This is a genomic window from Nocardiopsis deserti (genome assembly GCF_008638355.1).
GTDB lineage: Bacteria > Actinomycetota > Actinomycetes > Streptosporangiales > Streptosporangiaceae > Nocardiopsis > Nocardiopsis alborubida.
The window spans coordinates 358,415-380,679 of record NZ_VWVS01000004.1 but is presented as its reverse complement, the minus strand read 5'-3'; the positions used below and the strand labels follow the sequence as shown (position 1 = coordinate 380,679).

Sequence of the window (22,265 nt, the reverse complement as noted above, 5' to 3'; positions counted from 1 at the left end):
CAGGCGCGGGAGAGGTTCATGACGGTCGCACGTACGCTGCACACCCCCGAGGCGGAGCAGCTCCTGGAACTGACCCGAGAGATCGTGGACAAGGAGCTCACCCCGCGGGCCGCCGGGGACGAGGAGGGCGGCCTGTTCCCCCGCGAGGTCTTCCGCGTGCTCGGCGGCGCCGGACTGCTCGGCCTGCCCTACCCCGGCCGGTACGGCGGCGGGGACCAGCCCTACGAGGTCTACCTCCAGGTGGTGGAGGAGCTGGCCCGGGGCTGGCTCGCGGTCGGCCTGGGCGTGAGCGTCCACACCCTGTCCTGCTACCCCCTCGCCTCCTTCGGCTCCGACGCGCAGAAGGACGCCCACCTGCCCGGCATGCTCGGCGGCGACCTCCTGGGCGCCTACTGCCTGTCCGAGGCCGCCTCGGGCTCCGACGCCTCCGCCCTGGCCACCCGCGCCGAGGCCGACGGGGACGGCTACCGCGTCAACGGGGCCAAGGCCTGGATCACCCACGGCGGCCAGGCCGACTACTACACGCTCTTCGCCCGCACCGGCGCCCCCGACTCCGGCGCCCGCGGCATCAGCTGCCTCCACGTCCCCGCGGACACCCCCGGCCTGGGCTCGGCGGCCCCCGAGCGCAAGATGGGCATGAACTCCTCGACCACCGCCGGAGTCCTCTTCGACGACGTCCGTCTCGGCGCCGACGCCCTGGTGGGTGAGCGGGACAGGGGTTTCGGCATCGCCCTGTCCGCCCTCGACTCCGGACGCCTCGGCATCGCGGCCTGCGCGGTCGGTCTCGCCCAGGCCGCCCTCGACGCCGCCGTGGACTACTCCCGCGAACGCCGCCAGTTCGGCAGCGCGATCGGCGACTTCCAGGGCGTGGGCTTCATGCTCGCCGACATGGCCACCCAGGTCGCCGCCTCCCGCGAGCTCTACCTGTCCGCCGCCCGCCTGCGTGACGCCGGGCGCCCCTTCGGCAAGCAGGCCGCCATGGCCAAGCTCCTGGCCACCGACACCGCGATGAGGGTCACCACCGACGCCGTGCAGGTCTTCGGCGGCTACGGCTACACCCGCGACTTCCCCGTCGAGCGCTACATGCGCGAGGCCAAGGTGCTCCAGATCGTGGAGGGCACCAACCAGGTGCAGCGCATGGTCATCAGCCGCCACCTGGCCCGCGAGGGAGCCTGACCGCCTCCCCGCGCGGGGGAGGGCGCCGCCGCACGCCCCCGCCACCCGGCCCGCGAGAGCGTCTGAGGGGGCCGGGGCGGCCGGGCTCCCGGGAGGACCCGGTCGCCTCCCGGGAGCCCGGCCGCCCCTCGGGGTTCAGCCGCCGCCCGGGCGGGAGCGCAGCAGCCTGACGGTCTCCTCGTGGGGACGCAGTTCCAGCTCCAGCGGCCGGTCGGTCAGCGCCGCCAGCGCGGAACGGTACTCCTCCCCGCCCCGGTCCGAGGCCGCCCCGACGTCCAGGTCCGCCAGCGCCACCGCCTCCGGGCCCCCGCCGCCCTCCCAGGCCAGCAGTTCGGGGGCGGCGTCCGCCGGGCTCACCAACACCCGCCGCATCCCGCCGGACAGGCCCAGGCCGGTCGCCTTCAGCAGCGCCTCCTTGCGGGCCCAGTAGCGGAAGAAGGCGCCGACCCGGTCGGCGGGGGAGAGGCGCTCCCAGGCCCGCTGCTCGGGCCCGCCCAGCGTGTAGCCCGCCAGGCCCTCCAGGTCGCGGGCCGGGGACACGCGTTCCACGTCCACGCCCACGGGTACCTCGCGGGCCAGGGCCAACACCACCCACTCGCCCGAGTGGCTGACGGAGACCTCCCACCCCTCGGCGGGGCCGGAGGGGTGGGGTTTGCCGTGCGGGCCCTGCGCGGAGTCCTCGCCCCGGCTGGCGCCCGCGCGCTCCTTCTCCTCACAGGAACGGCAGCGTAAAGCGAAGGTCACCTTCTCGGGCGGGCAGTCGGCCCGCTCGGCCAGCAGCAGCCGGGACACCGCCCGGCCCAGCAGGTGCCGGTCGCGGTCGGCCTGGAGCCGGAAGCGGGCGTTGCGTGACCGTTCCTCCTCGTCCAACAGGCGCAGCAGGCGGTCGTCGGCGGCTGAGGTGCGTACCCACCACACCTCGGTGGGCAGTGGTGCCGGATCGAGCTTCATGCCCCCCATTGTGTCCCGATCTTCCCCGCGTTCGGTGGTGTGAGGTCAACCCAAACCGGGAATTCGGTTATTGGCAGGTCAGCCCGTCCCCTGGGAGGCCCAGATGTCTGTCGTGGTACTGCTCGGCGCGGGAGCGCTCGTCGGTCTGGTGGCGCTCACGGCGGTCGTCGTCGTCACCCTCCTACGGGAGGGGGCCCAGACCCCCGGGGCGGAGGCCGCCGCTGAGACGGAGGGGGCCGAAACCGCCTCCGGGAGGGTGCCGGAGCAGTCGGCACCCGAGGAGGTCGCCCGGCCCGGCCGGGTCCCCACCGCCGACGGGTCCGTAGTCTAGGGAGTCGCGCGGGACCGTGGCCCGTGCCCGAGCAGAGCACGGAAGTGGGTCCATGGCCGAGGAGAACCGTCCGGCGTTCGCCGCCGAGCGCCGGGAGCGCATTCTCGAACTCGTGCGCGCCAACGGCACCATGTCCCTGCGCGACATCGCCGTCAAGGTCCGCGCCTCGGAGGTCACCATCCGCCGCGACGTGCGCGCGCTGGAGACCGAGGGGCTGGTGGACCGCCGCCGGGGCGGGGTCGCCCTGCCCGGGAGGATCGGCCACGAGCAGAGCTACTCCGGCAAGAGCGGCCAGTGCGCCGCGGAGAAGGCCGCCATCGCCACCGCGGCCGCCCGCCTGGTCCGCCCAGGCGACGCCGTCACCATCGGCCCCGGCAGCACCGCCGAGGCCTTCGCCCGCGCGCTCCTCACCCGCACCGACCTGACCGTGGTCACCAACTCCCTGCGCGTCGCCGACGTCCTGGCCGGTGCCGCCGGTGTCGAGGTGGTCGTGACCGGCGGCACCCTGCACGGCCCCATCCGGGCCCTGGTCGGGGCCGCGGCGGAGGAGAGCCTGGCCGGACTGCGTGTCAACCGGGCCTTCCTCTCGGGCAACGGGGTCAGCGCCGACCGCGGCCTGAGCACCCCCAACCCGGCCGTGGCCAGCGTGGACCGCGCCCTGGCCGCCTGCGCCGAGGAGACCATCGTCCTGGCCGACCACACCAAGATCGGCGCCGACACCATGGTGCCCACCGTCGCCCCCGAGGAGATCGCCCACCTGGTCACCGACAGCAGCGCCGACCCCGAGGTGCTGATGACCCTGGAGGAGACGGGCGCCCTCGTCCACGTCGCGGTGGTCGCCCAGGAACGGGGGCAGTGAGGGAGGACGAAGGCGGACTTCTCCTCTGCGAACAGAGGAAAGGACCGCGTACCCTACCGTTCACACGCGTATCCCGCGTACGCTCCGCCCGTCCCGCACCACCCGCCCGATCCCGCAGGAGCCGCCGCGCATGTCCTCCCAGCCGTCTCCCCAGCAGCCGTCCTCCCCGCCCGTGCGCGTCACCCCCCAACCCGTGGCGCTCCCCGCACCGTGGGCCGAGTCCCGGGTGACGGTGGTCGTGCCCACCTACAACGAGGCGGACAACCTCCCCGTGCTGGTGGGCCAGCTCATGGCCCTGGACCTGCCGCGGCTGCGGGTGGTGGTCGTGGACGACGGCTCGCCCGACGGCACCGGAGAGGTCGCCGACAAGCTCGCGGTCGAGTTCGCCGGACGCGTCGGCGTCGTCCACCGCACCAGCAAGGACGGCCTGGGCCGCGCCTACGTCGCGGGCATGACCCGGGCCCTGGAGGAGGGCGCCGACTACGTGGTGCAGATGGACGCCGACCTCAGCCACCCCGTGGGTTACGTGCCCCAGTTGCTCGGCACCCTGCACGCCACCAGCGCGGGCGTGGTGATCGGCAGCCGCTACGTCCCCGGCGGCAGCCTGTCCGAGCAGTGGAACCTCAGCCGCCGCCTCCTGAGCGGCTGGGCCAACACCTACGTCAAGACCGTGCTGTCCATCCCGATCCGCGACGTCACCGCGGGCTTCAAGATCTGGCGGGCCTCGGCGCTGCGCGTCCTGGACCTGCCCGGCATCGAGAGCACCGGCTACGCCTTCCAGGTGGAGATGCACTACCGGGCCTACCGGCGCGGACAGAAGATGGTGGAGATTCCCATCCACTTCGAGGACCGCGTGGTGGGCCAGAGCAAGCTCGACGGCTCCGTCGCGCTGGAGGCAGCCCTGCGCCCGCTGCTGCTGCGCCGTGCCGAGCGCGCCCGCCGCCGGTAGCGGGCCCCGCCGCGCGGCCGCCCCCGGTCCGCCCCGCCGCCCCGTGCACCCGCGGGTGACATAGGTACGCCGGTTTGGGGCACGGGACTAACGAGGGAAAGGGGGCGAACATGACTGAAGAGCCCTATGACGTGGACACCGACATGGGGGACGACCCCGAACTGAGCAAGGCCGTCGCCCGGGAGCGGCGGATCGAGGCCGACTACGACATCCAGGAGTACGACTTCGAGGACCCCGACATGCCGGGGACCGACAGTTCGGCCGAGCCACGGGGGATCGACGAGGGCGTGCGCTCCGAGCGCAGCGACCTCTACCCGCGCGAGAGCTGGGGAGGGGAGACCCGCAGCGCCGAGCAGGAGGCCATGCACGAGGAGTCCGACGACGTCACGCCCGACGTCGACGAGGGCGCGGCCGTGCGCAGCGAGCACCCCGACAGGCCCTACGAGCACCCGGCGGACACGCCCCACGGCGACCGGGACGACGAGCGCGACCGGACCACCGACACGGCGGGCTACGTTCCGGACGCCGAGGACCCCAGGGACACCGGGGCCCCGGACACGTGAGGCACCACGCCGCCTGAGGGTCGCGGTACCCGGGGCGGGGTCCCGGGTGCGCCCGGCGGTTCGGGGTGCACACCGAGAGCGCGGGCCCCCTCCACCACTGAGGTGGAGGGGGCCCGCGCGTTTCCCCCTGCGGCGACGCGTGCGTCCGCGGGGCCGTGGCGGCCTACTCGCTGGCCAGCGCCCCCGTGATGGAGGTGGCCGCCGCCCGGCGGGCGGGCAGCACCGAGGCCAGCAGCCCGGCCAGGACGGCGATCACGATGAACACCGAGATCTGGCCGAAGGGCACGGAGAAGATCATGTCCGGTAGGACCGAGGCCCCGGCCGCCCAGCCGAAGACCACGCCCAGCACGATGCCGATACCGGCGCCGATCAGGCACAGCAGCACGGCCTCCACGCTCAGCATCCGGCGCAGCTGCCCCTTGGCCAGCCCCAGCGCCCGCAGCAGCGCGGACTCGCGGGTGCGCTCCAGCACCGACAGAGCCATGGTGTTGGAGATGCCGAACACCGCGATGATGACCGCCAGCCCCAGCATGGCCGCGATGGTGTAGAAGGCGATGTCCAGGATCTCGGTGAACTGGTTCTTCATCTCGGCGGCCGACCCGATCTGCATGGTCGGGTAGTCCTCGAGCGCGGTGTAGACCGCGTCGCGCACCTCGGCGGCGTCGGCTCCCTCGGCAGCGCGGATGAGCAGCAGGTCGTCCTCTTCCACCGCAGGGAAGGCCGCGGCGAAGTCCTCCGGGTGCAGGGTCACGCCCGACAGGGACTGCATGTCCTCCACGACCGCGACGATCTCCACGGACAGCTCCTCGCCGTCCTCGGTCGGGAGGGTCAGGGTGTCGCCCACCCCGGCGCCGTCGGCGTCGCTCTCCACCACCGTGGCCTTGCCCGGGCCCATGTCGGCCACGTCGCCCTCGACGGTGTCGCTGGTGAGGTCGACGCCGATCTCGGCGCCCGGGTAGGTGTAGACGGTAACGCCCCGGTCCCCGTACGCCTCGACGTAGGTGCTGCGCTGGCCGATGATCTCGCCCAGGGCGGACTGGCCCTCCAGAGCTACCCGGACCTCGTTCGGGACGGTGGGGAGCCCCTGTTCCTGGGCGGTCCCGGTCTCGTCGGCGGCCTCCGCTCCGGAGCCCTCACCGGCGCTCGCGCCCTCGGTCGACTCCACGGGTTCGGCGGGGCCCTCGGCTCCGTCTGCGGGAGACTCCCCGCCCGTTCCCCCGGCGGGCGCGTCCTGGGCCGCGGCCTCCTCACCACCGGCGGGAGCCTGCTCGGAGCCCTCCGAGTCCTCGGACGTCTCCGTGCCGCTTCCGGTCTCCTCCATGGAGAACTGCGGGGAGACCTGGTAGTCCACCGGGAACTGCTCCTCGAGCATCCGGGTCATGGTTGTCTCGACGGAGGCGCTGATCACCGAGTACCCGGTGATGAGGGTGGCGCCCACGGTCAGGGCGATCATCGCGGTGGCCGCGCGGCGCGGGCTGCGGGTGGAGTTGTCCACCGCCAGCATGCTCGGCACACCCACCTTCCGCAGGGGAACACCGACCAGGCGCACGATGCCGCGCACCAGCAGCGGGCCCAGCACGACCACGCCCACGAACGTGATCAGGGCGGCGGCGGTCACGACGACCAGCCCCATCTCAGCCAGGTCCGCGTTCAGGGTCAGGGCGACCAGAACGGCCGAGACCGCGAAGGTCAGCAGGCCGAAGACGACACGGACCCAGCCGGTGCCCTTCTCCAGACCGGCGGCGGAGGCGCTGGTGCGCAGGGCCGCCAGCGGAGCCACCCGGGTGGCGCGGGTGGCCGGGACCAGGGCGGAGAACACGGTCACCACGGTGCCCACGGCCAGACCGGTCAGGACCGCTGTCGGAGTGATCACCACGGGCACCGCCTCCCCGGAGCCCAGCAGCGGGCCGCCGAAGGTCGCACCGGCCATGCCGACGCCCACACCGGCCAGCACGCCCAGGGCGGAGGAGACCAGCCCCACGACCACCGACTCGATCAGCACCGACCGGAAGACCTGGCCGCGCTTGGCGCCCACGCACCGCAGCAGGGCCAGTTCGCGCTGGCGCTGGGCGATGAGGATGGCGAAGGTGTTGTAGATGACGATCCCGGCGACGAACATCGCGACGAAGGCGAACAGCAGCAGCGCGGTGCGTATCAACGCGGTCTCGCCGCCCGCGTCCTCGGCTATCACCAGACCGAGCTGCTCACCGGTGCGCACATCGGCCGCCGCCCCGAGCTCGGCGGCGACGGCGTCGGCCACCTCCTGCGGGGTGTGACCCTCGGCGGCGAGCACGTCGATCTCGGTGTAGTCCGTCACGCCGGTCATCTCCCGGGCCGTGCCCGGGTCGAAGACGACGGCGCCCGCGGCGCTGTAGATTCGTTCCACACCGAACTCGACCAGCCCGGTGATGGTGAACTCGCGCTTGTCCCCCTCGGGGTCGAGCACGGTCACCGTGTCGCCGACCGTGAACCCGAGCTGCTCCGCGGTGGAGGTGGCCAGGGCGATCTCGTCCCCGTTCGCGGGCAGCGAGCCCTCGTCGGCGGAGAACCGGCTGACTCCGTTCAGCCCGAGCGCCAAGGGCGGCAGGAAACCGGTCGCCCGGCCCTCGGAGTCCAGGAGCACGGCCTGGCCCCGGAGGAGCCCGCCCGCGTCGGCGACCTCGGGCAGCGCCCGGACCCCGTCCAGTTGCTCGTCGGTGAACGGAACCGGGTCCTCGGGCGCCTCCGTGCTCTCGGGGTCGAACTCGGGCTCGGTGGGGACGGCGACGGCGTCGACGCTGGTGGCCGAGCCCATGACGGACTTCTCGTAGCTGGCGTTGAGGGTGTCGGCGAAGACCATGGTCCCCGACACGAACATGACCCCCAGCAGGATCGCCAGCACGGTGGTGACGTACCGGGACTTGTGCAGACGCAGCCCGGCGAGTGTGGTGCGCAGCATGTCCCTCAGGCCTCTTCCAGCTTCAGCAGCCGCGCGGAGACCAGCTCGGCGGTGGGCTCGGTGACCTCGTCCACCAGGTGGCCGTCGCGCAGGAAGACCACGCGGTCGGCGTAGGAGGCGGCCACGGGGTCGTGGGTGACCATGACGATGGTCTGGTTCAGGTCGCGGGCCGATCCGCGCAGGAACTCCAGCACCTCGGCGCCCGAGCGCGAGTCCAGGTTGCCGGTGGGCTCGTCGGCGTAGACGACCTCGGGCGCGTTGAGCAGGGCGCGGGCCACGGCCACGCGCTGCTGCTGGCCGCCGGAGAGCTTGGCGGGCAGGTGGCTGAGCCGGTCGCGCAGGCCCACCACGTCGATGATGTGGTCGAAGCGCTGCTTGTCGACCCCGCGCTTGGCGATCTGCGACGGCAGCAGGATGTTCTGCTCGGCGGTCAGCATCGGCAGCAGATTGAACGACTGGAAGATGAACCCGATCCGGTCGCGGCGCAGCAGGGTGAGCTCGGCGTCGCGCAGGCCGGTGATCTGGGTGCGGCCCAGGTGCACGGTGCCCGCTGTGGGCACGTCCAGCCCGGCCAGGCAGTGCATGAGGGTGGACTTGCCCGACCCCGAGGGGCCCATGATCGCGGTGAAGGCGCCCCGGTGGAACTCCACGTCCACCCCGGCCAGGGCGTGGACCTGGCTGTCGCCGGTGTCGTAGGTCTTGGTGAGGCCCCGGGCGACCACCACCGGCGGTGAGGTGACCGTGGGGTCGGGCTTCACAGTGGACTCGGTCACGGCAGACAGCTCCAGGATTCGGGGATGGTGTGCGGACCGGACGGGCTCTCCGTCTCGGCTCCCCACCACGCTAGGGCCGTGGGTCCGGCCCGGGCGTCCCCCGCGGGGCCGATTCGCGACTCGGCCAAAGGAACGGTGACGGGCGGGTTCGCGACTCCTTCGTCTGGCCGACGTACCGACTTTCGTCGGGGGTCGGCGGGTCACCCGCTGTGGCGAACCCGCCACGGACCCTTCCCCGCCGGGGCTTTCGCGCGCCGACCGACGATCGGACCGCGTGGGACCGGACCCGGTGCGCACACGGGTCCACCAGGGGCGCCGCCGTAGACTCCGCAGCATGAGGAGCTGGGTGAACGACCGGGGCAGAGACGCTGGTGCCCTGTGGAACAGGGACCGGGAGTGGTGGTGGGCCCACCGCCTGACCATCGCCGACTGGCTCTACGCCGTGCTGCCGCTGCTGTTCAGCGGACTCCTGCAAGTGCTGGGCAGCCTCCAGCTCGGCCTGTTCCGCGGGCTCGTCGGGGCCGTCCCCGTGGCCCTGGCCTCCCTGAACATCTCGCTCGCCCTGGTCAGCGGGGTGATCCTCTACGTGATCCCGGTGCTGTTCGCCGGTGCCACGGTGCTCCTGCGGCGGAGCTCCCCGCAGTGGATGCTCGTCACCGCGTTCGTGCTGCTGCTGTGCTTCGCCAACTTCGTCCCGGCCGTGATCGCCCTGTACTCGTACTCGGTGTACCACGCCAACCGGGGCCTGCTGGTGGGCTGGTTCGCCCTGTTCAGCCTGGCCATGGTCGTCGCCTACCCGACCAGCGTCCTCATGCCGATCTCCCTGATCGCGATGGTGCTGGTCGTGCCGATGACCTTCGGCCTGTGGGTGGGCACCCGACGCCAGCTCATCGACCGCCTCCACGAGCGCGCCGAACGCCTCGAACGCGAACAGCACATGATGGCCGAGCAGGCCCTCACCACCGAGCGCACCCGCATCGCCCGGGAGATGCACGACGTGGTCGCCCACCGGGTCAGCCTCATGGTGCTGCACGCGGGCGGGCTGGAGGTCTCCTCCCAGGACCCGCGCACCGTGGAGGCGGCCGGGCTCATCCGCACCACCGGCCGCGAGGCCCTCACCGAACTGCGCGGCATCCTCGGGGTGCTGCGCGACGACACCGACACGGCGCCCACCGCCCCCCAGCCGGTCCTGGCCGACCTGGACCGCCTGGTGGAGGAGTGGCGCACCGCCGGGATGCCCATCCGCCGTGAGGAGACCGGCCAGGTCCGCCCGCTGCCGGCGGGCGCCCAGCGCACCACCTACCGGATCGTCCAGGAGGGGCTGACCAACGCCGCCAAGCACGCGCCCGGTGCCGCCGTCACCCTGCGCCTGCACTACGCCGACCGCCAGCTGGAGGTGGAGGTGGCCAACGCGCCCGTGCAGGGCCCGGCCTCGCCCATGCCCCGCAGCGGCTTCGGGCTCACCGGGCTGCACGAGCGCGTCGTGCTCTCCGGTGGCAGCCTCAGCGCGGGGGCGTGCCCCGACGGAGGGTGGCGTCTGCGCGCTATCGTGCGAACCGACGATCCATCCGGCACGGAGGAAGAGGTTTCCGAAGGTGATCCGCACGCTCCTGGTCGATGACGAACTCCTGGTCAGATCCGGCCTGCGGATGATCCTGGACTCGGCACCCGACATCGAGGTCGTGGGCGAGGGCGGCGACGGCGCCGAGGCCGTGCGCCTGACCGAGGAGCTCACCCCTGACGTGGTGCTGCTCGACATCCGCATGCCGGGCACCGACGGGATCACCGCCGCCGCCCGCCTCACCGCTCTGCCCCGGCCGCCCCGCGTGGTCCTGCTGACCACCTTCGACCTCGACGAGTACGTGCACAGCGCTCTGCGGGCCGGGGCGGTGGGCTTCCTGCTCAAGGACACCCCGCCGCGCGACCTCATCGGCGCGGTGCGCACCGTCCACGAGGGCAACGCGATGCTCGCGCCCAGCGTCACCAAGCGCATGCTCGAACGCTTCGCCGCGCCCGCCCCCGCCGACTCCGCGGCGGGCCGAGCCGAGGCCGTGCGCCGCCTGTCGGTGCTCAGCGAGCGCGAACGGGCGGTGCTCCTCGCGGTGGCCCGGGGCAGGTCCAACGCCGAGGCGGGCCGCGACCTGGGCATGCGCGAGGCCACGGTGAAGGCCCACGTCAGCCGCATCCTGGCCAAGCTGGGCATGTCCAACCGGGTGCAGGCCGCCATTCTGGCCCACGACGCGGGCTGGGCGTGAGGGGCGGACCGGTGTGAGCGGCGGCGGATCCGCCGCCGGACGGTAGGCGCCCCGCCCTCCCGGGGACGCGCTCCGACGGCCTCCTCCCGCCCAGCAGGGAGCGCACCTGCGACGGGGTCGCGTCCACCGAGCGGCGCAGGCGCTCGGTGAAGTGGGAGTGGCTGGCGTAGCCGAGGGAGGAGGCCAGCGCGGACAGGTCGTTGAACCCCTCCGCCAGGGCCCGCAGCGCGGAGGCCAGGCGCAGCCGCTCACGGAACCCGTGCAGGGTGGTCCCCTGCACCGCCCGGAAGACCCGGGCCAGGTGGTAGGGGGAGCAGCCCGCCGCGGCGGCGGCCGCGTCGAGCAGGCGCGGGACCGGCTCCGCGTGGTGTTCGGCGACGAAGGAGGCGGCGGCGCAGGCGACACGGCGGTGGGCGGGCGACGCCCGAGTACCCTCCCTCCCCGTTCCCGCGGCCGCGAGGACCTCTCCCACCCGGATGAGGGCCAGTTCGCGTACGGCGTCCGGATCGCGGACCCGCTCGCGCAGGGCACGGCGGAACACCAGGGTTCCCAACTGCTCGCGAGGATCCAGCACCACACGGCCCACCGGGGGCGGACCCGCCTCGACCGCCTCGTCCCACAACCGGTGGGACAGGGCGACCACCACGCACGCGTCCCCGCCCCCCACCGGATGTCCGAAGCGGTAGGGCTCCTCCGCCTGTAGGAGGAGGGCGCTCCCCGGTTCCACGACGTGCGGGGTCCCCCGCACCTGGCAGGAGAACACGCCGTCCACCGGCAGCACCAGCCGGGGCAGCCCCGCGGCCTCCTCCGCGCCCAGCGGTGCGCGCGCGGCCGAGCAGAGCACGTCGGTGATCCGCACCCCGCCTGCGTCGGCGAGGGTGAGGCAGCGCAGGGGCGGAGGGCTCACCGCGAGGAGGCCCTCTCCGGGAGCCCGTCACCGACGAGGTCGTAGTGCGCCGAGTGCTCGTCGAACCGCCCCAGGAGGGCGCGGGCGCGCTCGGGGACCACCGACGCCTCCGGGTCGCCTCCGGTGAACGCGGCGACCGCGTGCACGTCGTCGAAGGACATGACCGTCACGAACTCCACCTCACCCGCCCGCTCCGGACGGCGCCACGCCTCCAGGCCGCGCAGCCCCGTCAGGCCCCGCGCGAGGATACCGGGGAAGACCTCGTCCAGCAGCAGCCGCTCGTAGGCGTCCGCGTCGGCGGGAGACGTCCACCCGTGCCACAGCCGTCTGATCACCGTGCTCCTCCTTCGCGCCGCGCTGCGTCCCGTCCCCCACGATCGTGCCCCCCGCCGCCGCCCCGCGCTGTCGTGATCCTGCTCGGCCTCGCGGTGACACACCTCACCCCCGACCCCCGTGGTCCGGGCATCCCCCCTGCGTGCCTCCTGTGTGTCCGGAATCCCCGCACATGGGCGGACCGGCGCCGTTGTTCACCTCGGTTGCGTTTACCGCCGGGTAGCTCGGTACGCTGCAATGCGGTCCCATCCCCCGGAACACCACGTCGTGGCTGATCACAGCAGCCGCAGGAGAAGAGGAGCCCCTATGTCGCGCTCGGTACTGGTCACCGGCGGCAGCCGTGGAATCGGTCTGGCCATCGCCCGTGAACTGGCCGCGGGCGGAGACGACGTCGCGGTGACCTACCGCTCCGGCGAGCCCCCGGAGGGCCTGCTGGGTGTCCGCTGCGACATCACCGACTCCGCCCAGGTCGACGCCGCCTTCAAGGAGGTCGAGGAGGCGCAGGGTCCGGTCGAGGTGCTCGTGGCCAACGCCGGGGTCACCAAGGACCAGCTCCTGGCCCTGATGAGCGAGGACGACTTCTCCTCCGTGCTGGACACCAACCTCACCGGCTCCTTCCGCGTGGCCAAGCGCGCCGTGCGCGGCATGATGCGCAAGCGCTCGGGCCGCATCATCCTCATCTCCTCCGTGGTGGGCCTCCTCGGCTCCGGCGGCCAGGCCAACTACGCCGCCTCCAAGGCCGGTCTGGTCGGCTTCGGCCGCTCCCTGGCCCGCGAGCTGGGTTCGCGCAACATCACGGTCAACGTCGTCGCCCCCGGCTTCATCGAGACCGACATGACCGCGGTCCTGCCCGAGGACCGCCGGACCGAGATCAAGAAGAACGTCCCGCTGGGCCGCCTCGGCTCCACCGACGACATCGCCAGGACGGTGGGCTTCCTGGCCGGGCCCGGCGGCGCCTACATCACCGGCGCCGTGATCCCCGTCGACGGCGGCCTGGGCATGGGCCACTGACCGGGTCCGCCCCCCTTTTTTTCTCCCTTCAGCCACCGGGAGGGCTCCCCTTCCGCAACGGATCACAGACAGGACGGACGACCCGAACATGGGAATCCTCGAAGGCAAGCGCATCCTCGTCACCGGGGTGCTCACTGACTCCTCCATCGGCTTCCACGTGGCCCGCCTCGCCCAGGAGCAGGGCGCCACGGTCGTGCTCACCGGCTACGGCCGCCTGAGCCTGGTGGAGCGCATCGCCAAGCGCCTGCCCGAGACGCCCCCGATCCTGGAGCTGGACGTCACCGACGACGAGCAGCTCGGCACCCTGGCCGCCCGAGTCGGCGAGCACGTGGACGGCCTCGACGGCGTCGTGCACTCCATCGGCTTCACCCCGCAGGACGCCCTGGGCGGCAACTTCCTCAACACCGAGTGGTCGGACGTGGCCACGGCCATGCACACCTCGACCTTCTCCCTGAAGTCGCTGACCACCGCGCTGATGCCGCTGATGAAGAACGGCGGCTCGGTCGTGGCCCTGGACTTCGACAACAGCGTCTCCTACCCCATCTACGACTGGATGGGCGTGGCCAAGTCCGCGCTGACCTCCACCGCCCGCTACCTGGCCCGTTACGTCGGCGAACAGAACATCCGGGTCAACCTGGTCTCCGCCGGGCCGTTGAGCACCATGGCCGCCCGCAGCATCCCCGGGTTCTCCGAGCTGGCCAAGCACTGGCCCGAGCGCGCCCCGCTGGGCTGGGACGTCACCAACCCCGAGCCCGCGGCCAAGGCGGTCGTGGCGCTGCTGTCCGACTGGTTCCCCGCCACCACCGGCGAGATCGTCCACGTCGACGGCGGCTTCCACTCCACCGGAGCCTGACCGGCCCGACAGCCCTGACCGCGCCGACCACCGGCCCCGGCTCTCCGGACCGGTGCCGCGGCGCGCGCGTGCGGTAGGTTGACGCGGGCGGGCCACCCCTCAGGGGCGGCCCGCCCGTCTGCTGTCGTGGGGCAGGTGCGGCGTGTACACCCGTGTGCTGAAAGCGGCGCGTGTGACCCGGGCAGGCGGCAGTGCGAGCCGAGATTGAAGGGGACGGGGTATGGATCTGGGACTGACGGGGGCGCGGGTCGCCGTGACCGGGGCCAGCAGGGGGATCGGCCGGGCCATCGCCCAGCTGTTCGCCGTCGAGGGCGCCGACCTCGCGATCTGCGCGCGCACCCCCGGACCACTGTCCGAGGCGGCCCGGGAGTTGGAGGAGGTCGGCGCCCGGGTGTTCTCGCGCGCCCTGGACGTCACCGACCACGACGCGCTGCCCTCCTTCGTCGACGACGCCGCGACCGAACTCGGCGGCCTGGACGTGCTGGTGTCCAACGTCTCCGGCGGCAGCGCGCCCACCCCCGACCAGTGGGAGCGCGGCTTCGCGGCCGATCTGATGCCGTTCGTGCGCCTGACCGAGGCGGCCCGGCCCCACCTGCTGGCCTCCGAGCGCGGCGGCGCGGTGGTGCTGATCTCCAGCACCTCGGCGCTGCACACCACCGTGCCCGCCGGACCGCGCTCCTACGGCGCGGTCAAGGCCGCGCTCAACCACCACGCGTCCTCGCTGGCCCGCGCCTGGGCGGGTGAGGGGGTGCGGGTCAACACCGTCTCGCCCGGACCGATCGAGTTCCGGGGCGGGGGCTGGGAGCGCCGCCGCGAGAACGACCCGGAGTTCTACGAGTCCGTCCGCGAGCGCATCCCCTACGGCCGCCTGGGCCACCCCGACGAGGTCGCCCGCGCGGTGGCCTTCCTGGCCAGCCCGGCCGCGACCTACGTCACCGGGCAGAACCTGATGGTCGACGGCGGGTTCCTCGACCGGATCTGAGCGCGCCCCGCCGCGGCCGGGCCCGCCGGTCGGGCCGCGGTGGGGCCGCCCCGTGCGCCGGGGGTCAGGCCCGTGCGCGGTCGCCGCGCCGGTGTGCCAGCGGGCGCGGGGCCATGACGGTGGCGTCGCCCCGTGCACCGGGGGTCAGGCCCGTGCGCGGTCGCCGCGCCGGTACGCCAGCAGGCGCAGGACCACGACGGCGGCGCCGAGCACGCCCGCGGCCAGCGTCGCCGCCGTCACGTCGGGGACCCACGTCAGGGCCGGGCGCAGACCGTAGCTCGCCGCCAGCCCCACCGCCGCGACCCCCGCGACCAGCCCGAGGGCCGACCACAGCCCCGTCGCCCACCGGCGGGGCCGCCGGACCCGCACGGCCGCGACGGCACCCGCCCCCAGCGCCGCCGCGGCGGCCGTGGGCGTCCACACCGACGCCAGGTACAGCGGGTCGGTGCCGGGGGAGGAGGGGGAGTCGCCGCCCGCGACCATGTGGGCCAGTCCGAAGGCGACCGCCTGGATGCCGTCGTCACGCAGCATGTCGTAGGTGTTCTGGAGGACCACCACCGCCCTCTCCCGCTCGGGCAGTACCACCACGATCGCCGCGTACCCCGGGGTCGACCCGCCGTGGAAGACGATCGGCTCACGGAGGTCGGACAGGGCGGTGTCGCGCCAGCCCAGGCCGTACTCCTGCGCCGAACCCGGGACCGGGACCAGCCCCGTGCGGGCCCGCTCCAGGGAGGCGGCGTCCAGCACGGGAGGCTCCGCCTCCAGCTGCGCCCGCGCGAACGCGGCCAGGTCGGTGATGTCCCCGCCCAGGTAGCCGTAGGCGGCTCCCGCGTCGTCCACGCCGTCCGCGTCGGCCACCGGCACGCCCCACAGTGTGCGGTGCCCCGCGCTCAGCCCCGCCTCCCGCGCCTGGGCCGCACTGGTGAAGACGCCGTCCATCCCCGTCGGTTCCAGGACGCTCGCGCGCAGGTGGGAGCCGAAGTCGCCGGTCACCTCCTCCATCACGGCGCCCAGCACGAGGTAGTTCGCGCTGCTGTACTCGTGCGTGCCCGGGTTCCCCGGCTCCGAGGCGGCGACGCGCGCCACTCGCGTGTCCAGGCCCGGGGCCTCCTCGCCGTAGAGGTCGCTGGTGGCGGCGGCGGTCCGCGCGGTGAGCCCTGAGGTCTGGGTGAGCAGGTCGCGCACGGTGGGGTCGGCGCCGAACCCCGCGAGGACCGGCAGGTACTCCTCGACCGGGGCGTCCAGGTCCAGGCGCCCCTCCTCGGCCAGGACCAGCGCGGCGGTGGCGGTCACGGGCTTGGCCACCGACCCCCACAGGAACGGGGTGTGCTCGTCGACCGGGGCGCCGTCGCCGTCAACGCCGAAGGCCCCCCGGTGCTCGACGCCCTCGGGGCCGACCACGGCGTAGGCCAGACCGGGGGTGTGGGTGGCCTCCATCCGTTCCCGGACGTAGGCGTCCATCTCGGCGGGGCCGGTGGGAGCCGCGCCGTCCGGTGGGACCGTAGGTGCTGTCGGGGCCAAGGGGGCCGATGGGACCGCTGCGCTTACGGGGGTCAGGGCGAGCAGCAGGGCGAGAGGGGCGTGCGTGAGGGGGCGGGGCATGAGAGGGCCTTTCGATAACCGTATCTCCATACGATTATGACCGTACCATGATACGGTTATCCGGTGCCAAGAACCGCAGACCATGCCCAGAGGCGCACGCAGATCACCGGCGCCGTGTGCGAGCTCATCGCCGAACGGGGGCTGGACGCCGTGACCGTGGCCCGCACGGCCGCGCGCGCGGGGATCTCCGTCGGACTCGTGCAGCACTACTTCCCCTCCAAGGACGACATGCTGCTGCACGCGTTCGAGCGGGTCAGTGCGGCCGTCGCCACCCGCGTCGCGGACGTCGTCGGTGAGGGGACCCGGCACGAGAGGACCATCGCCGAGATCCTGCTGGCCGCGCTGGCCGAGCACCTGCCCCTGGACGAGTCCCGTCGGGCGGAGTTCCGGGTGATCCGCGTCTTCGCAGGACGGGCTCTGGAGAACCCCGCCCTGGCCGAGGTGGACGCCCGCACCGCGGACGCGCTGCACGCCGAGATCGCCCGGGCGGTGCGCAACGGCGTGGAGTGCGGTGAGGTGGAGGCGGACGTGGACGCCGTCGCGGCCGCCGCCCGCGTGGCCGCCGTGGCCGAGGGCCTGGCCACCCAGGTCTACCGGGGCGGACCCGGAGCCGCCGAGCGCGCCCGGGAGGCGTTGCGCGCGGAACTGGGCTCGGTGTTCACGGGGGAGTGCCGCCAGTACACGCGCTGAACCGCAGCCCCGTCCCCGTCCCCGTCCTCGGTCGCGGCTGAGGCTGCGGTCCGCGTGACCGCACCCCCGTGTCGCCTTGTCACCCCGAAGGCGGGCGGGCCCCTGCTGTCCTTCCGGGGCGACGGTGGCGGAGTCCCCGCCGGTCACGCCTGTGATTCGGGTGCGCTGAGGCGCTGGGTCTGCCTGTGCAGGATGTCGATCGTCCTGGTGACGTAGTCCTCGATCACGGTGAGTTCGGTCTCGTCGTACCCGGCCATCAGCTCGCCCATCGCCCGGGACAGTCCCGCGAAGGCGTCGGCGGGGTCGGGCCGCGCCTCGACGTCCGCCGAGACGAGCACGCGCCGCCGGTCGGCCGGGTCGGGGACGCGTTGGACGTAGCCCAGGCGGAGCAACCTGTCGACGAGCCCGGTGACGGCGCCGGGGGTCAGGCCGGTCAGCTCGGCCAGCGCAGCGGCGGTGAGCGGGCCCTGACGCTCGATCAGGCCCAGCGCGCGGTGGTCGAGCGCGCGCAGTCCCAGGCGTTGGCCGACGGCCTCGTGGAAGAGTACGACGGCGGTGCTCAGCTGCCACCCCAGGTCGCCGCCGCCGGCTGGGTTGTTGTCCGTGTCGTTCACGCCTCGACGCCCCTTCTCCTGCCGCACCGTGGACATCCTTTAGCCTATCGAATATTTTAGTTTAGTGAACTAAAATGAATGTCCGACAGGCGACGCGAACCGGGAGAGCGACGATGACGGAGAGAGCCACCACCCCAGCGCTGCCCGCGCGCGCCCACCTGCGCTTGGCTCTGGAGCCCCCGCGCTGGGCGCTGGCCTTCTACGCCCGCCATCTCCTCCTGGTGGCGGGGCTCTCCCTCGTTCCGGCGGCCGAGCGCTTCGGGGTGGCGCTGTGGGGCGAGGGGCTGTCAACGCCCTCGCACGTCGCTCTGGAGGTGATCGCCCAGGGCGCGCGGGTGGTCCTGATCATCCTCGTCGTCCGCGTCGCGATCCTCAAGGACGAGCGGGTCCGGCGCGGGCGGCACCTGGGCGACGGCCGCCGAGTCCGGGCCTTCCTCGACCACAGGTGGCCCAGCCTGCTGTGGCAGAGCGCGCTGCTGCTCGCGCTCTTCGCCGTCTTCTCCGTCGTCCCCGAACAGGTCGTGCCGCTGTGGATCCCCGCCTCGGCACAGGACCTCTACTGGGCGCTGCTGCTCGCGGGCAAGAACGTCACGGTCATCGCCGTCACCCTCGTCTGGATGGTCGGTGCGGTCCGCCAGATGCTCATCGAGGGCGGACGCCTGCTGGAGGAGTCGTCCGGGCCAGGATCCGAAGAGGCGTGAGTGAGCGGTCTTCGTGCAGGCTCACGGGGAGGTCGGGGGGTCCGGCTGGTTGAGCAGGGTGGCGATGTGTTCTTTGGGGTAGCGGCGTGCTCCGCCGGGGGTGCGGAAGGGTTGGAGGACGTTGTCCCATTCGCCTCGGTGGAGGCTGCGGGGGCGGATGTTGAACAGTTCCGCGACTTCGCCGGGGGTGAGGACGTCGGGGCGGCCGTCGAGGAGGTAGCGGTAGTCGGGCATGAGGGGCTTTCCGTGTCTCAGGGGTCCGCTGTTGTGTGAGTGGTCGGTGGCCCCGCCCTCCCGGGGAAGGAGAGGGCGGGGCTTCGGGCCGGTGCGGAGGTCACCGGCCCGTCCGCACCGGCCCGGGGGGACAGGTCGGGTGGTGCGGAGCAGGGAAGTGCTGCTGGGTCACCAGGGGAAGACGGCGCGGACGGTGATCGCGCCGCAGGAGTGTTGCTTCCAGTCCCAGTAGGAGCACAGGGCTTCGACCAGGCGTAGGCCGTTGCCGCTGGGTCGCAGGGGTTCGGGAGAGGGCACGGCCGGGAAGGTGGGTTTTTCTCCGGGGCGGGGGCCGTTGTCGGTGACGCGGAGTTCGAGATGGCGCGGGGTGCGTTCGATCTCCACGCGGACGGAGCCTCCCGGAAGTCCGGACGCCGAGTGGCGCAGCGCGTTGGTGGTCAGCTCGGAGACGGCGATGCCGACGGGTTCGGCCAGGCTGGGCCGGGAGCGGGTGGCCTGGGCGGCCCAGCGGCGGGCGATCCTGACGTGGCCGAGTTCGGGGCCGAGCAGAATGCCTGATTTGGTGGCGGTTCCACACAGTCGGCGTGGAAGTGCCGGGGCCTGAACGATAGGCTTGTTCATGTCTCACCTCGGGGCTTTCCGGGTGGGGCACTCTGCCTCGGCGGTCGCTCTCTACTTCGACTGCCGGGGCTTTTTGTGCCCTGGCGCCGGGCTGTCCTGCCCAGCTACCTACGAACGGATGGAGTAGCGCCTTGTTTCCGTCCCGACCAGGACGGGAATTTGAGCCGTCCCCTTCTGTTGAGGAGCGGACGGCAGGCGTACGAGGCGCTAGGAGAAGATCAGCCAACGAGGTTCACGTCTGGTCCGTGCTTCCCAAACACGACTATGCACATGCGCAGATCAGAGATCTATAGCAACCTAGAAACTGTCACTGAAATGCACTATGAGGTAGTCTCGGGTCGCTTTTTGTTGTAACTTGGTTTCATGCCCCTCGACGTGAAAAAGAAGTGGGTGCCCTTCGGCAAGGAGATGCGCAGACTTCGTAGCGAGCATGGTCTTTCCCTCGCTGAGGTGGGGAAGCGCCTCGGAGTGACAGGCGCTCAGGTTGGTCATCTTGAAAGAGCCACAAGAGTCCCAAAACGGGATCACGTGGACAGGCTGGAAACCCTCTACGCAACCGGTGGCGAACTCCTGTCCTTCTGGAAAGACACCGTGCGCGAAGGGCGCGTGCCGGACGGATTCCGAAGCGCCTTGGCGATGGAGCGGAAGGCTAGACATATCCGTGAATATCAGTCGATTCTGGTGCCAGGCCTGCTGCAAACCCCGGACTACGCCCGAACGCTCATCCGCGCTCGACGCCCACAAGCCACGTTCGACGAGGTCGAAGAACTCGTGATGGCGCGCATGTCCCGGATGGGAGAGTTGCAGGAGCGTGGGGCTGTCCTGTGGTGTGTACTGGACGAACTGGTGCTTCTGCGGCCGATTGGCTCTGAGCGCATCCTGGTAGACCAACTCCAGAGGATCACCGACTTCATCGAGGCCGGTACGATCCGACTTCAGGCTCTTCCCCTCGACAACCATCCAGGGCTGTGCGCCCCCTTCCGTATCGTGACCTTGGGCGATCAGAGGTCCGCGCTCTACTTGGAGAACGCTCGCGGGGGCGAGATTGTGGACAAGGCGGAGCAGGTCAACGAGATGTCGATGCTCTTCAGTGCGATGCAAGCTGAGGCGCTCACGACCCGTGCCACCCTTGAGATGATTCGTAGTGCGAAGGAGCAGCTGAAAGCATGAACGACTGGCACAAGTCCAGCTACAGCGATGGCACTGGCGGCAACTGCGTGGAGGTGTGCGAGGGCGTGGTCACCGGCATCCGCGACACCCAGCACAGGGAGCTGGGGCATTTGTCGGCCGAGGCTTGCGAGTGGACGGCCCTGCTCGCGGCGGTTCGCGGACAGTAGCCGAAGCGCTGTCTTCGCGCCGGTCCCTCGAAGCCCTCCGTGCGAGCATGAAAGGTCTGTGATGAGCACCGCCGAGAAAGGTTCCTGGCACAAGTCCAGCTACAGCGATGGCCGTGGCGGTAACTGTGTGGAGGTTGCGGAAGGACCGGTCACCGGTATCCGTGACACCCAGAACCGGGAGTTGGGCCACCTGACGGTGCCCGCGCCGGAGTGGACCGCGCTGATGAACGCGGTGCGCGGCCAGTAGCGAAGTAGCGCAAACCGGCCCCGCTCCTCTCTGGGCGGGGCTGGTTTCTGCCGCGAGCCTGAGGCCAACCGGCAGCGCCGACTCCGCCCAAGGGCTGAAGGACCCCTACAGCACCGGACTCCTCACACCGGAAGCTTCCACGACGGCCCTCCCGGCGAACTCAGCCACACCCGCTGTTCCCGCGGTGACACGGTGAGGCCGAAGTCGGACACCGAGGGCTCTCCCAGCGCCCTCCACCACCGGACGTTGTCCTCGACGCGGTCCCAGAGGTTGACCGGTCCGTGCTGGCTCACCATCGCCTCGTGTGCGTCCTCGTCCACCAACGCCCAGGACCCGGTTCCGATATCGCGTACACCGCGGCTCGGTCCCATCACCATCGGTATGGCCTCAGGGACAGCGAGCTGGGCCACGAACCGCCCCGTCCAGTCATCGAGCACATCGGGTCCCACATCCGTGGAACGCTGGGGCACACCCGGCCCCAGCACGAGCGGTGCCTCCGCCGGTGCCTGCATCGACCGCGCCATCATGAACGGCCTCTGCACGGGCAGGAACCGGCCCTGCATGGTCCCGTCCTCTTCGACTTCCAGCAGCACCTGTGCGTTGGCGCCCAGCCATCCCGCCAAGGTGACGAGGACCTTCGTCCCCGGCCCGACCTGTCCGAGCCAGGGCAGGGGGACGAACCGGAACGCGCACGTGGCGATGATCCGGTCGTAGACCACATCCGCCTCATCGCCCCAGTTCTCCCCCTGGGCCCAGCCGCCTCCGTACCCGTCCTGGACCAGCAGGCGAGGGCGGTAGCCGACGTGGGCCAGCGCCTTCTCGGCCCGCGCCGCCACCCCGGCGTCCACCTCCACCGAGGTCACCCGCTCCTGGCCCAACCGGTGGCACAACAACGCGGTGGAGTACCCGGTTCCGGTCGCGACCTCAAGAACCCTCTGGCCGTCCTGCACGTCCAGGTCTTCGAGCATCCCCACCACCAGACTCGGCAGGGACGAGGATGATGTCGGCGCTCCCACGGACGGCGGGTGCGGGTCGGTGGCATTGACCCCCTCCACCTGCGTGACCCACGTGTCGTCCTGGTAGACCATCGTCAACCAGTCCGTCTCCGACAGGTCCGAGCGGCGGACCACCTGCCACAGACCGCCCTGGTCGAGCCGGTAGAGGGCCTCACCCACGAACACCTCGCGCGGGATCGCCTCCACCGCTTCCTGCCACCCGTTCCCGTGTAGCACCCCATCGGCGAGTAGTTCCTGGGCCAGCGCAAGGCGCAACCTCCGCCCCGTCACGTCCTCACTCATGCACGGCTCCTCTCCAGTAGGCCAGCAAGCGCCCTCGTGA

The 22,265-nt window shown here is 72.1% G+C and carries 25 protein-coding genes; 15 read left to right on the top strand and 10 right to left on the bottom strand.

Annotation, left to right across the window (positions count from 1 at the left end; translation table 11 throughout):
- The first annotated feature begins 18 nt into the window (after nt 1-18).
- Nucleotides 19-1,176, top strand: a complete 1,158-nt coding sequence (locus FYW99_RS14375) for an acyl-CoA dehydrogenase family protein (protein ID WP_150252540.1) — start codon at nt 19-21, stop codon at nt 1,174-1,176.
- 135 nt (nt 1,177-1,311) lie between these two features.
- Here FYW99_RS14375 and FYW99_RS14370 read toward each other — a convergent pair whose 3' ends face one another.
- Nucleotides 1,312-2,136: a 4'-phosphopantetheinyl transferase family protein gene (locus tag FYW99_RS14370; protein WP_150252539.1), complete on the bottom strand. Its 825-nt coding sequence runs from the start codon at nt 2,134-2,136 to the stop codon at nt 1,312-1,314.
- A 94-nt stretch (nt 2,137-2,230) separates the two neighbouring features.
- On the opposite strand from FYW99_RS14370, the gene FYW99_RS14365 reads away from it, so the two are divergent.
- The 4 genes from FYW99_RS14365 (at nt 2,231) to FYW99_RS14350 (ending at nt 4,829) form a co-directional block, all read left to right on the top strand.
- Nucleotides 2,231-2,458 carry a hypothetical protein gene (locus FYW99_RS14365; protein WP_150252538.1) on the top strand — a complete coding sequence of 76 codons (228 nt, stop codon included), beginning with the start codon at nt 2,231-2,233 and terminating at the stop codon, nt 2,456-2,458.
- A 52-nt stretch (nt 2,459-2,510) separates the two neighbouring features.
- A complete protein-coding gene (locus tag FYW99_RS14360; protein WP_017564384.1) occupies nt 2,511-3,317 on the top strand; it encodes a DeoR/GlpR family DNA-binding transcription regulator in 807 nt (268 codons plus the stop codon).
- Between the two features lie 130 nt (nt 3,318-3,447).
- Nucleotides 3,448-4,266 (top strand): polyprenol monophosphomannose synthase, encoded by an 819-nt coding sequence (locus FYW99_RS14355; RefSeq protein ID WP_150252537.1) that lies wholly within the window; start codon nt 3,448-3,450, stop codon nt 4,264-4,266.
- Between the two features lie 131 nt (nt 4,267-4,397).
- On the top strand, nt 4,398-4,829 hold the full coding sequence (locus FYW99_RS14350) for a hypothetical protein (protein ID WP_061081395.1): 432 nt from the start codon (nt 4,398-4,400) through the stop codon (nt 4,827-4,829).
- A 163-nt stretch (nt 4,830-4,992) separates the two neighbouring features.
- Here FYW99_RS14350 and FYW99_RS14345 read toward each other — a convergent pair whose 3' ends face one another.
- Nucleotides 4,993-7,767: an ABC transporter permease gene (locus FYW99_RS14345; protein WP_150252536.1), complete on the bottom strand. Its 2,775-nt coding sequence runs from the start codon at nt 7,765-7,767 to the stop codon at nt 4,993-4,995.
- 5 nt (nt 7,768-7,772) lie between these two features.
- Nucleotides 7,773-8,540: an ABC transporter ATP-binding protein gene (locus FYW99_RS14340; protein WP_150252535.1), complete on the bottom strand. Its 768-nt coding sequence runs from the start codon at nt 8,538-8,540 to the stop codon at nt 7,773-7,775.
- Nucleotides 8,541-8,874: 334 nt separating this feature from the next.
- On the opposite strand from FYW99_RS14340, the gene FYW99_RS14335 reads away from it, so the two are divergent.
- A complete protein-coding gene (locus FYW99_RS14335) occupies nt 8,875-10,161 on the top strand; it encodes a sensor histidine kinase (protein ID WP_190394662.1) in 1,287 nt (428 codons plus the stop codon).
- Entirely contained in the window at nt 10,136-10,795 is a 660-nt protein-coding gene (locus tag FYW99_RS14330; protein WP_150252534.1) for a response regulator, read from the top strand. The genes FYW99_RS14335 and FYW99_RS14330 overlap by 26 nt, the downstream gene beginning before the upstream one ends.
- Here FYW99_RS14330 and FYW99_RS14325 read toward each other — a convergent pair.
- Both FYW99_RS14325 and FYW99_RS14320 read right to left on the bottom strand, forming a co-directional pair.
- The gene (locus tag FYW99_RS14325) at nt 10,716-11,702 is read right to left on the bottom strand and encodes a helix-turn-helix transcriptional regulator (RefSeq protein ID WP_150252533.1); all 987 of its coding nucleotides are present in this window, start codon (nt 11,700-11,702) and stop codon (nt 10,716-10,718) included. The genes FYW99_RS14330 and FYW99_RS14325 overlap by 80 nt on opposite strands.
- On the bottom strand, nt 11,699-12,037 hold the full coding sequence (locus FYW99_RS14320) for an antibiotic biosynthesis monooxygenase (RefSeq protein ID WP_150252532.1): 339 nt from the start codon (nt 12,035-12,037) through the stop codon (nt 11,699-11,701). The genes FYW99_RS14325 and FYW99_RS14320 overlap by 4 nt, the downstream gene beginning before the upstream one ends.
- A gap of 304 nt (nt 12,038-12,341) precedes the next feature.
- Between FYW99_RS14320 and fabG the strand changes: the two genes are divergently transcribed.
- The 3 genes from fabG to FYW99_RS14305 all read left to right on the top strand — a co-directional run bounded on the left by fabG (nt 12,342) and on the right by FYW99_RS14305 (nt 14,881).
- Nucleotides 12,342-13,046 carry a beta-ketoacyl-ACP reductase gene (gene fabG / locus FYW99_RS14315; RefSeq protein WP_150252531.1) on the top strand — a complete coding sequence of 235 codons (705 nt, stop codon included), beginning with the start codon at nt 12,342-12,344 and terminating at the stop codon, nt 13,044-13,046.
- Between the two features lie 88 nt (nt 13,047-13,134).
- Nucleotides 13,135-13,899: an enoyl-ACP reductase FabI gene (gene fabI, locus FYW99_RS14310; RefSeq protein ID WP_150252530.1), complete on the top strand. Its 765-nt coding sequence runs from the start codon at nt 13,135-13,137 to the stop codon at nt 13,897-13,899.
- A 220-nt stretch (nt 13,900-14,119) separates the two neighbouring features.
- A complete protein-coding gene (locus tag FYW99_RS14305; RefSeq protein WP_150252529.1) occupies nt 14,120-14,881 on the top strand; it encodes an SDR family NAD(P)-dependent oxidoreductase in 762 nt (253 codons plus the stop codon).
- Between the two features lie 144 nt (nt 14,882-15,025).
- On the opposite strand, the gene FYW99_RS14300 is transcribed toward FYW99_RS14305, so the two are convergent.
- Nucleotides 15,026-16,402 carry a serine hydrolase domain-containing protein gene (locus FYW99_RS14300; RefSeq protein WP_223839021.1) on the bottom strand — a complete coding sequence of 459 codons (1,377 nt, stop codon included), beginning with the start codon at nt 16,400-16,402 and terminating at the stop codon, nt 15,026-15,028.
- A 144-nt stretch (nt 16,403-16,546) separates the two neighbouring features.
- On the opposite strand from FYW99_RS14300, the gene FYW99_RS14295 reads away from it, so the two are divergent.
- Nucleotides 16,547-17,173: a TetR/AcrR family transcriptional regulator gene (locus FYW99_RS14295; RefSeq protein ID WP_150252527.1), complete on the top strand. Its 627-nt coding sequence runs from the start codon at nt 16,547-16,549 to the stop codon at nt 17,171-17,173.
- A 143-nt stretch (nt 17,174-17,316) separates the two neighbouring features.
- Here the strand turns inward: FYW99_RS14295 and FYW99_RS14290 are convergent, their stop codons facing one another.
- Entirely contained in the window at nt 17,317-17,787 is a 471-nt protein-coding gene (locus FYW99_RS14290; RefSeq protein ID WP_150252526.1) for a MarR family winged helix-turn-helix transcriptional regulator, read from the bottom strand.
- A gap of 113 nt (nt 17,788-17,900) precedes the next feature.
- On the opposite strand from FYW99_RS14290, the gene FYW99_RS14285 reads away from it, so the two are divergent.
- Nucleotides 17,901-18,488, top strand: coding sequence for a hypothetical protein (locus FYW99_RS14285; RefSeq protein ID WP_150252525.1), 588 nt, complete (start codon nt 17,901-17,903; stop codon nt 18,486-18,488).
- 21 nt (nt 18,489-18,509) lie between these two features.
- Here the strand turns inward: FYW99_RS14285 and FYW99_RS14280 are convergent, their stop codons facing one another.
- Together FYW99_RS14280 and FYW99_RS14275 are read right to left on the bottom strand one after the other, a co-directional pair.
- The gene (locus FYW99_RS14280; protein ID WP_150252524.1) at nt 18,510-18,722 is read right to left on the bottom strand and encodes a hypothetical protein; all 213 of its coding nucleotides are present in this window, start codon (nt 18,720-18,722) and stop codon (nt 18,510-18,512) included.
- Nucleotides 18,723-18,890: 168 nt separating this feature from the next.
- A complete protein-coding gene (locus FYW99_RS14275; protein ID WP_150252523.1) occupies nt 18,891-19,343 on the bottom strand; it encodes an ATP-binding protein in 453 nt (150 codons plus the stop codon).
- 363 nt (nt 19,344-19,706) lie between these two features.
- Between FYW99_RS14275 and FYW99_RS14270 the strand changes: the two genes are divergently transcribed.
- The 3 genes from FYW99_RS14270 to FYW99_RS14260 all read left to right on the top strand — a co-directional run bounded on the left by FYW99_RS14270 (nt 19,707) and on the right by FYW99_RS14260 (nt 20,927).
- Entirely contained in the window at nt 19,707-20,513 is an 807-nt protein-coding gene (locus FYW99_RS14270; protein WP_150252522.1) for a helix-turn-helix domain-containing protein, read from the top strand.
- The gene (locus tag FYW99_RS14265) at nt 20,510-20,680 is read left to right on the top strand and encodes a DUF397 domain-containing protein (protein WP_150252521.1); all 171 of its coding nucleotides are present in this window, start codon (nt 20,510-20,512) and stop codon (nt 20,678-20,680) included. Before FYW99_RS14270 ends, FYW99_RS14265 begins: the two co-directional genes overlap by 4 nt.
- 61 nt (nt 20,681-20,741) lie before the next feature.
- Nucleotides 20,742-20,927, top strand: a complete 186-nt coding sequence (locus tag FYW99_RS14260) for a DUF397 domain-containing protein (RefSeq protein ID WP_150252520.1) — start codon at nt 20,742-20,744, stop codon at nt 20,925-20,927.
- 122 nt (nt 20,928-21,049) lie between these two features.
- Here FYW99_RS14260 and tgmC read toward each other — a convergent pair whose 3' ends face one another.
- The gene (gene tgmC, locus FYW99_RS14255) at nt 21,050-22,225 is read right to left on the bottom strand and encodes an ATP-grasp peptide maturase system methyltransferase (RefSeq protein ID WP_150252519.1); all 1,176 of its coding nucleotides are present in this window, start codon (nt 22,223-22,225) and stop codon (nt 21,050-21,052) included.
- Nucleotides 22,226-22,265: the final 40 nt, after the last annotated feature.

Excerpts from the sequence above, each read along its gene's own strand:
- fabI (WP_150252530.1), top strand. The coding sequence starts at position 13,135 with ATGGGAATCCTCGAAGGCAAGCGCATCCTCGTCACCGGGGTGCTCACT.
- FYW99_RS14375 (WP_150252540.1), top strand. The coding sequence starts at position 19 with ATGACGGTCGCACGTACGCTGCACACCCCCGAGGCGGAGCAGCTCCTG.
- fabG (WP_150252531.1), top strand. The coding sequence starts at position 12,342 with ATGTCGCGCTCGGTACTGGTCACCGGCGGCAGCCGTGGAATCGGTCTG.
- FYW99_RS14365 (WP_150252538.1), top strand. The coding sequence starts at position 2,231 with ATGTCTGTCGTGGTACTGCTCGGCGCGGGAGCGCTCGTCGGTCTGGTG.
- FYW99_RS14260 (WP_150252520.1), top strand. The coding sequence starts at position 20,742 with ATGAGCACCGCCGAGAAAGGTTCCTGGCACAAGTCCAGCTACAGCGAT.
- FYW99_RS14370 (WP_150252539.1), bottom strand. The coding sequence starts at position 2,136 with ATGGGGGGCATGAAGCTCGATCCGGCACCACTGCCCACCGAGGTGTGG.
- FYW99_RS14335 (WP_190394662.1), top strand. The coding sequence starts at position 8,875 with ATGAGGAGCTGGGTGAACGACCGGGGCAGAGACGCTGGTGCCCTGTGG.
- FYW99_RS14285 (WP_150252525.1), top strand. The coding sequence starts at position 17,901 with ATGACGGAGAGAGCCACCACCCCAGCGCTGCCCGCGCGCGCCCACCTG.
- FYW99_RS14270 (WP_150252522.1), top strand. The coding sequence starts at position 19,707 with ATGCCCCTCGACGTGAAAAAGAAGTGGGTGCCCTTCGGCAAGGAGATG.
- FYW99_RS14305 (WP_150252529.1), top strand. The coding sequence starts at position 14,120 with ATGGATCTGGGACTGACGGGGGCGCGGGTCGCCGTGACCGGGGCCAGC.
- tgmC (WP_150252519.1), bottom strand. The coding sequence starts at position 22,225 with ATGAGTGAGGACGTGACGGGGCGGAGGTTGCGCCTTGCGCTGGCCCAG.
- FYW99_RS14265 (WP_150252521.1), top strand. The coding sequence starts at position 20,510 with ATGAACGACTGGCACAAGTCCAGCTACAGCGATGGCACTGGCGGCAAC.
- FYW99_RS14345 (WP_150252536.1), bottom strand. The coding sequence starts at position 7,767 with ATGCTGCGCACCACACTCGCCGGGCTGCGTCTGCACAAGTCCCGGTAC.
- FYW99_RS14275 (WP_150252523.1), bottom strand. The coding sequence starts at position 19,343 with ATGAACAAGCCTATCGTTCAGGCCCCGGCACTTCCACGCCGACTGTGT.
- FYW99_RS14280 (WP_150252524.1), bottom strand. The coding sequence starts at position 18,722 with ATGCCCGACTACCGCTACCTCCTCGACGGCCGCCCCGACGTCCTCACC.
- FYW99_RS14355 (WP_150252537.1), top strand. The coding sequence starts at position 3,448 with ATGTCCTCCCAGCCGTCTCCCCAGCAGCCGTCCTCCCCGCCCGTGCGC.
- FYW99_RS14360 (WP_017564384.1), top strand. The coding sequence starts at position 2,511 with ATGGCCGAGGAGAACCGTCCGGCGTTCGCCGCCGAGCGCCGGGAGCGC.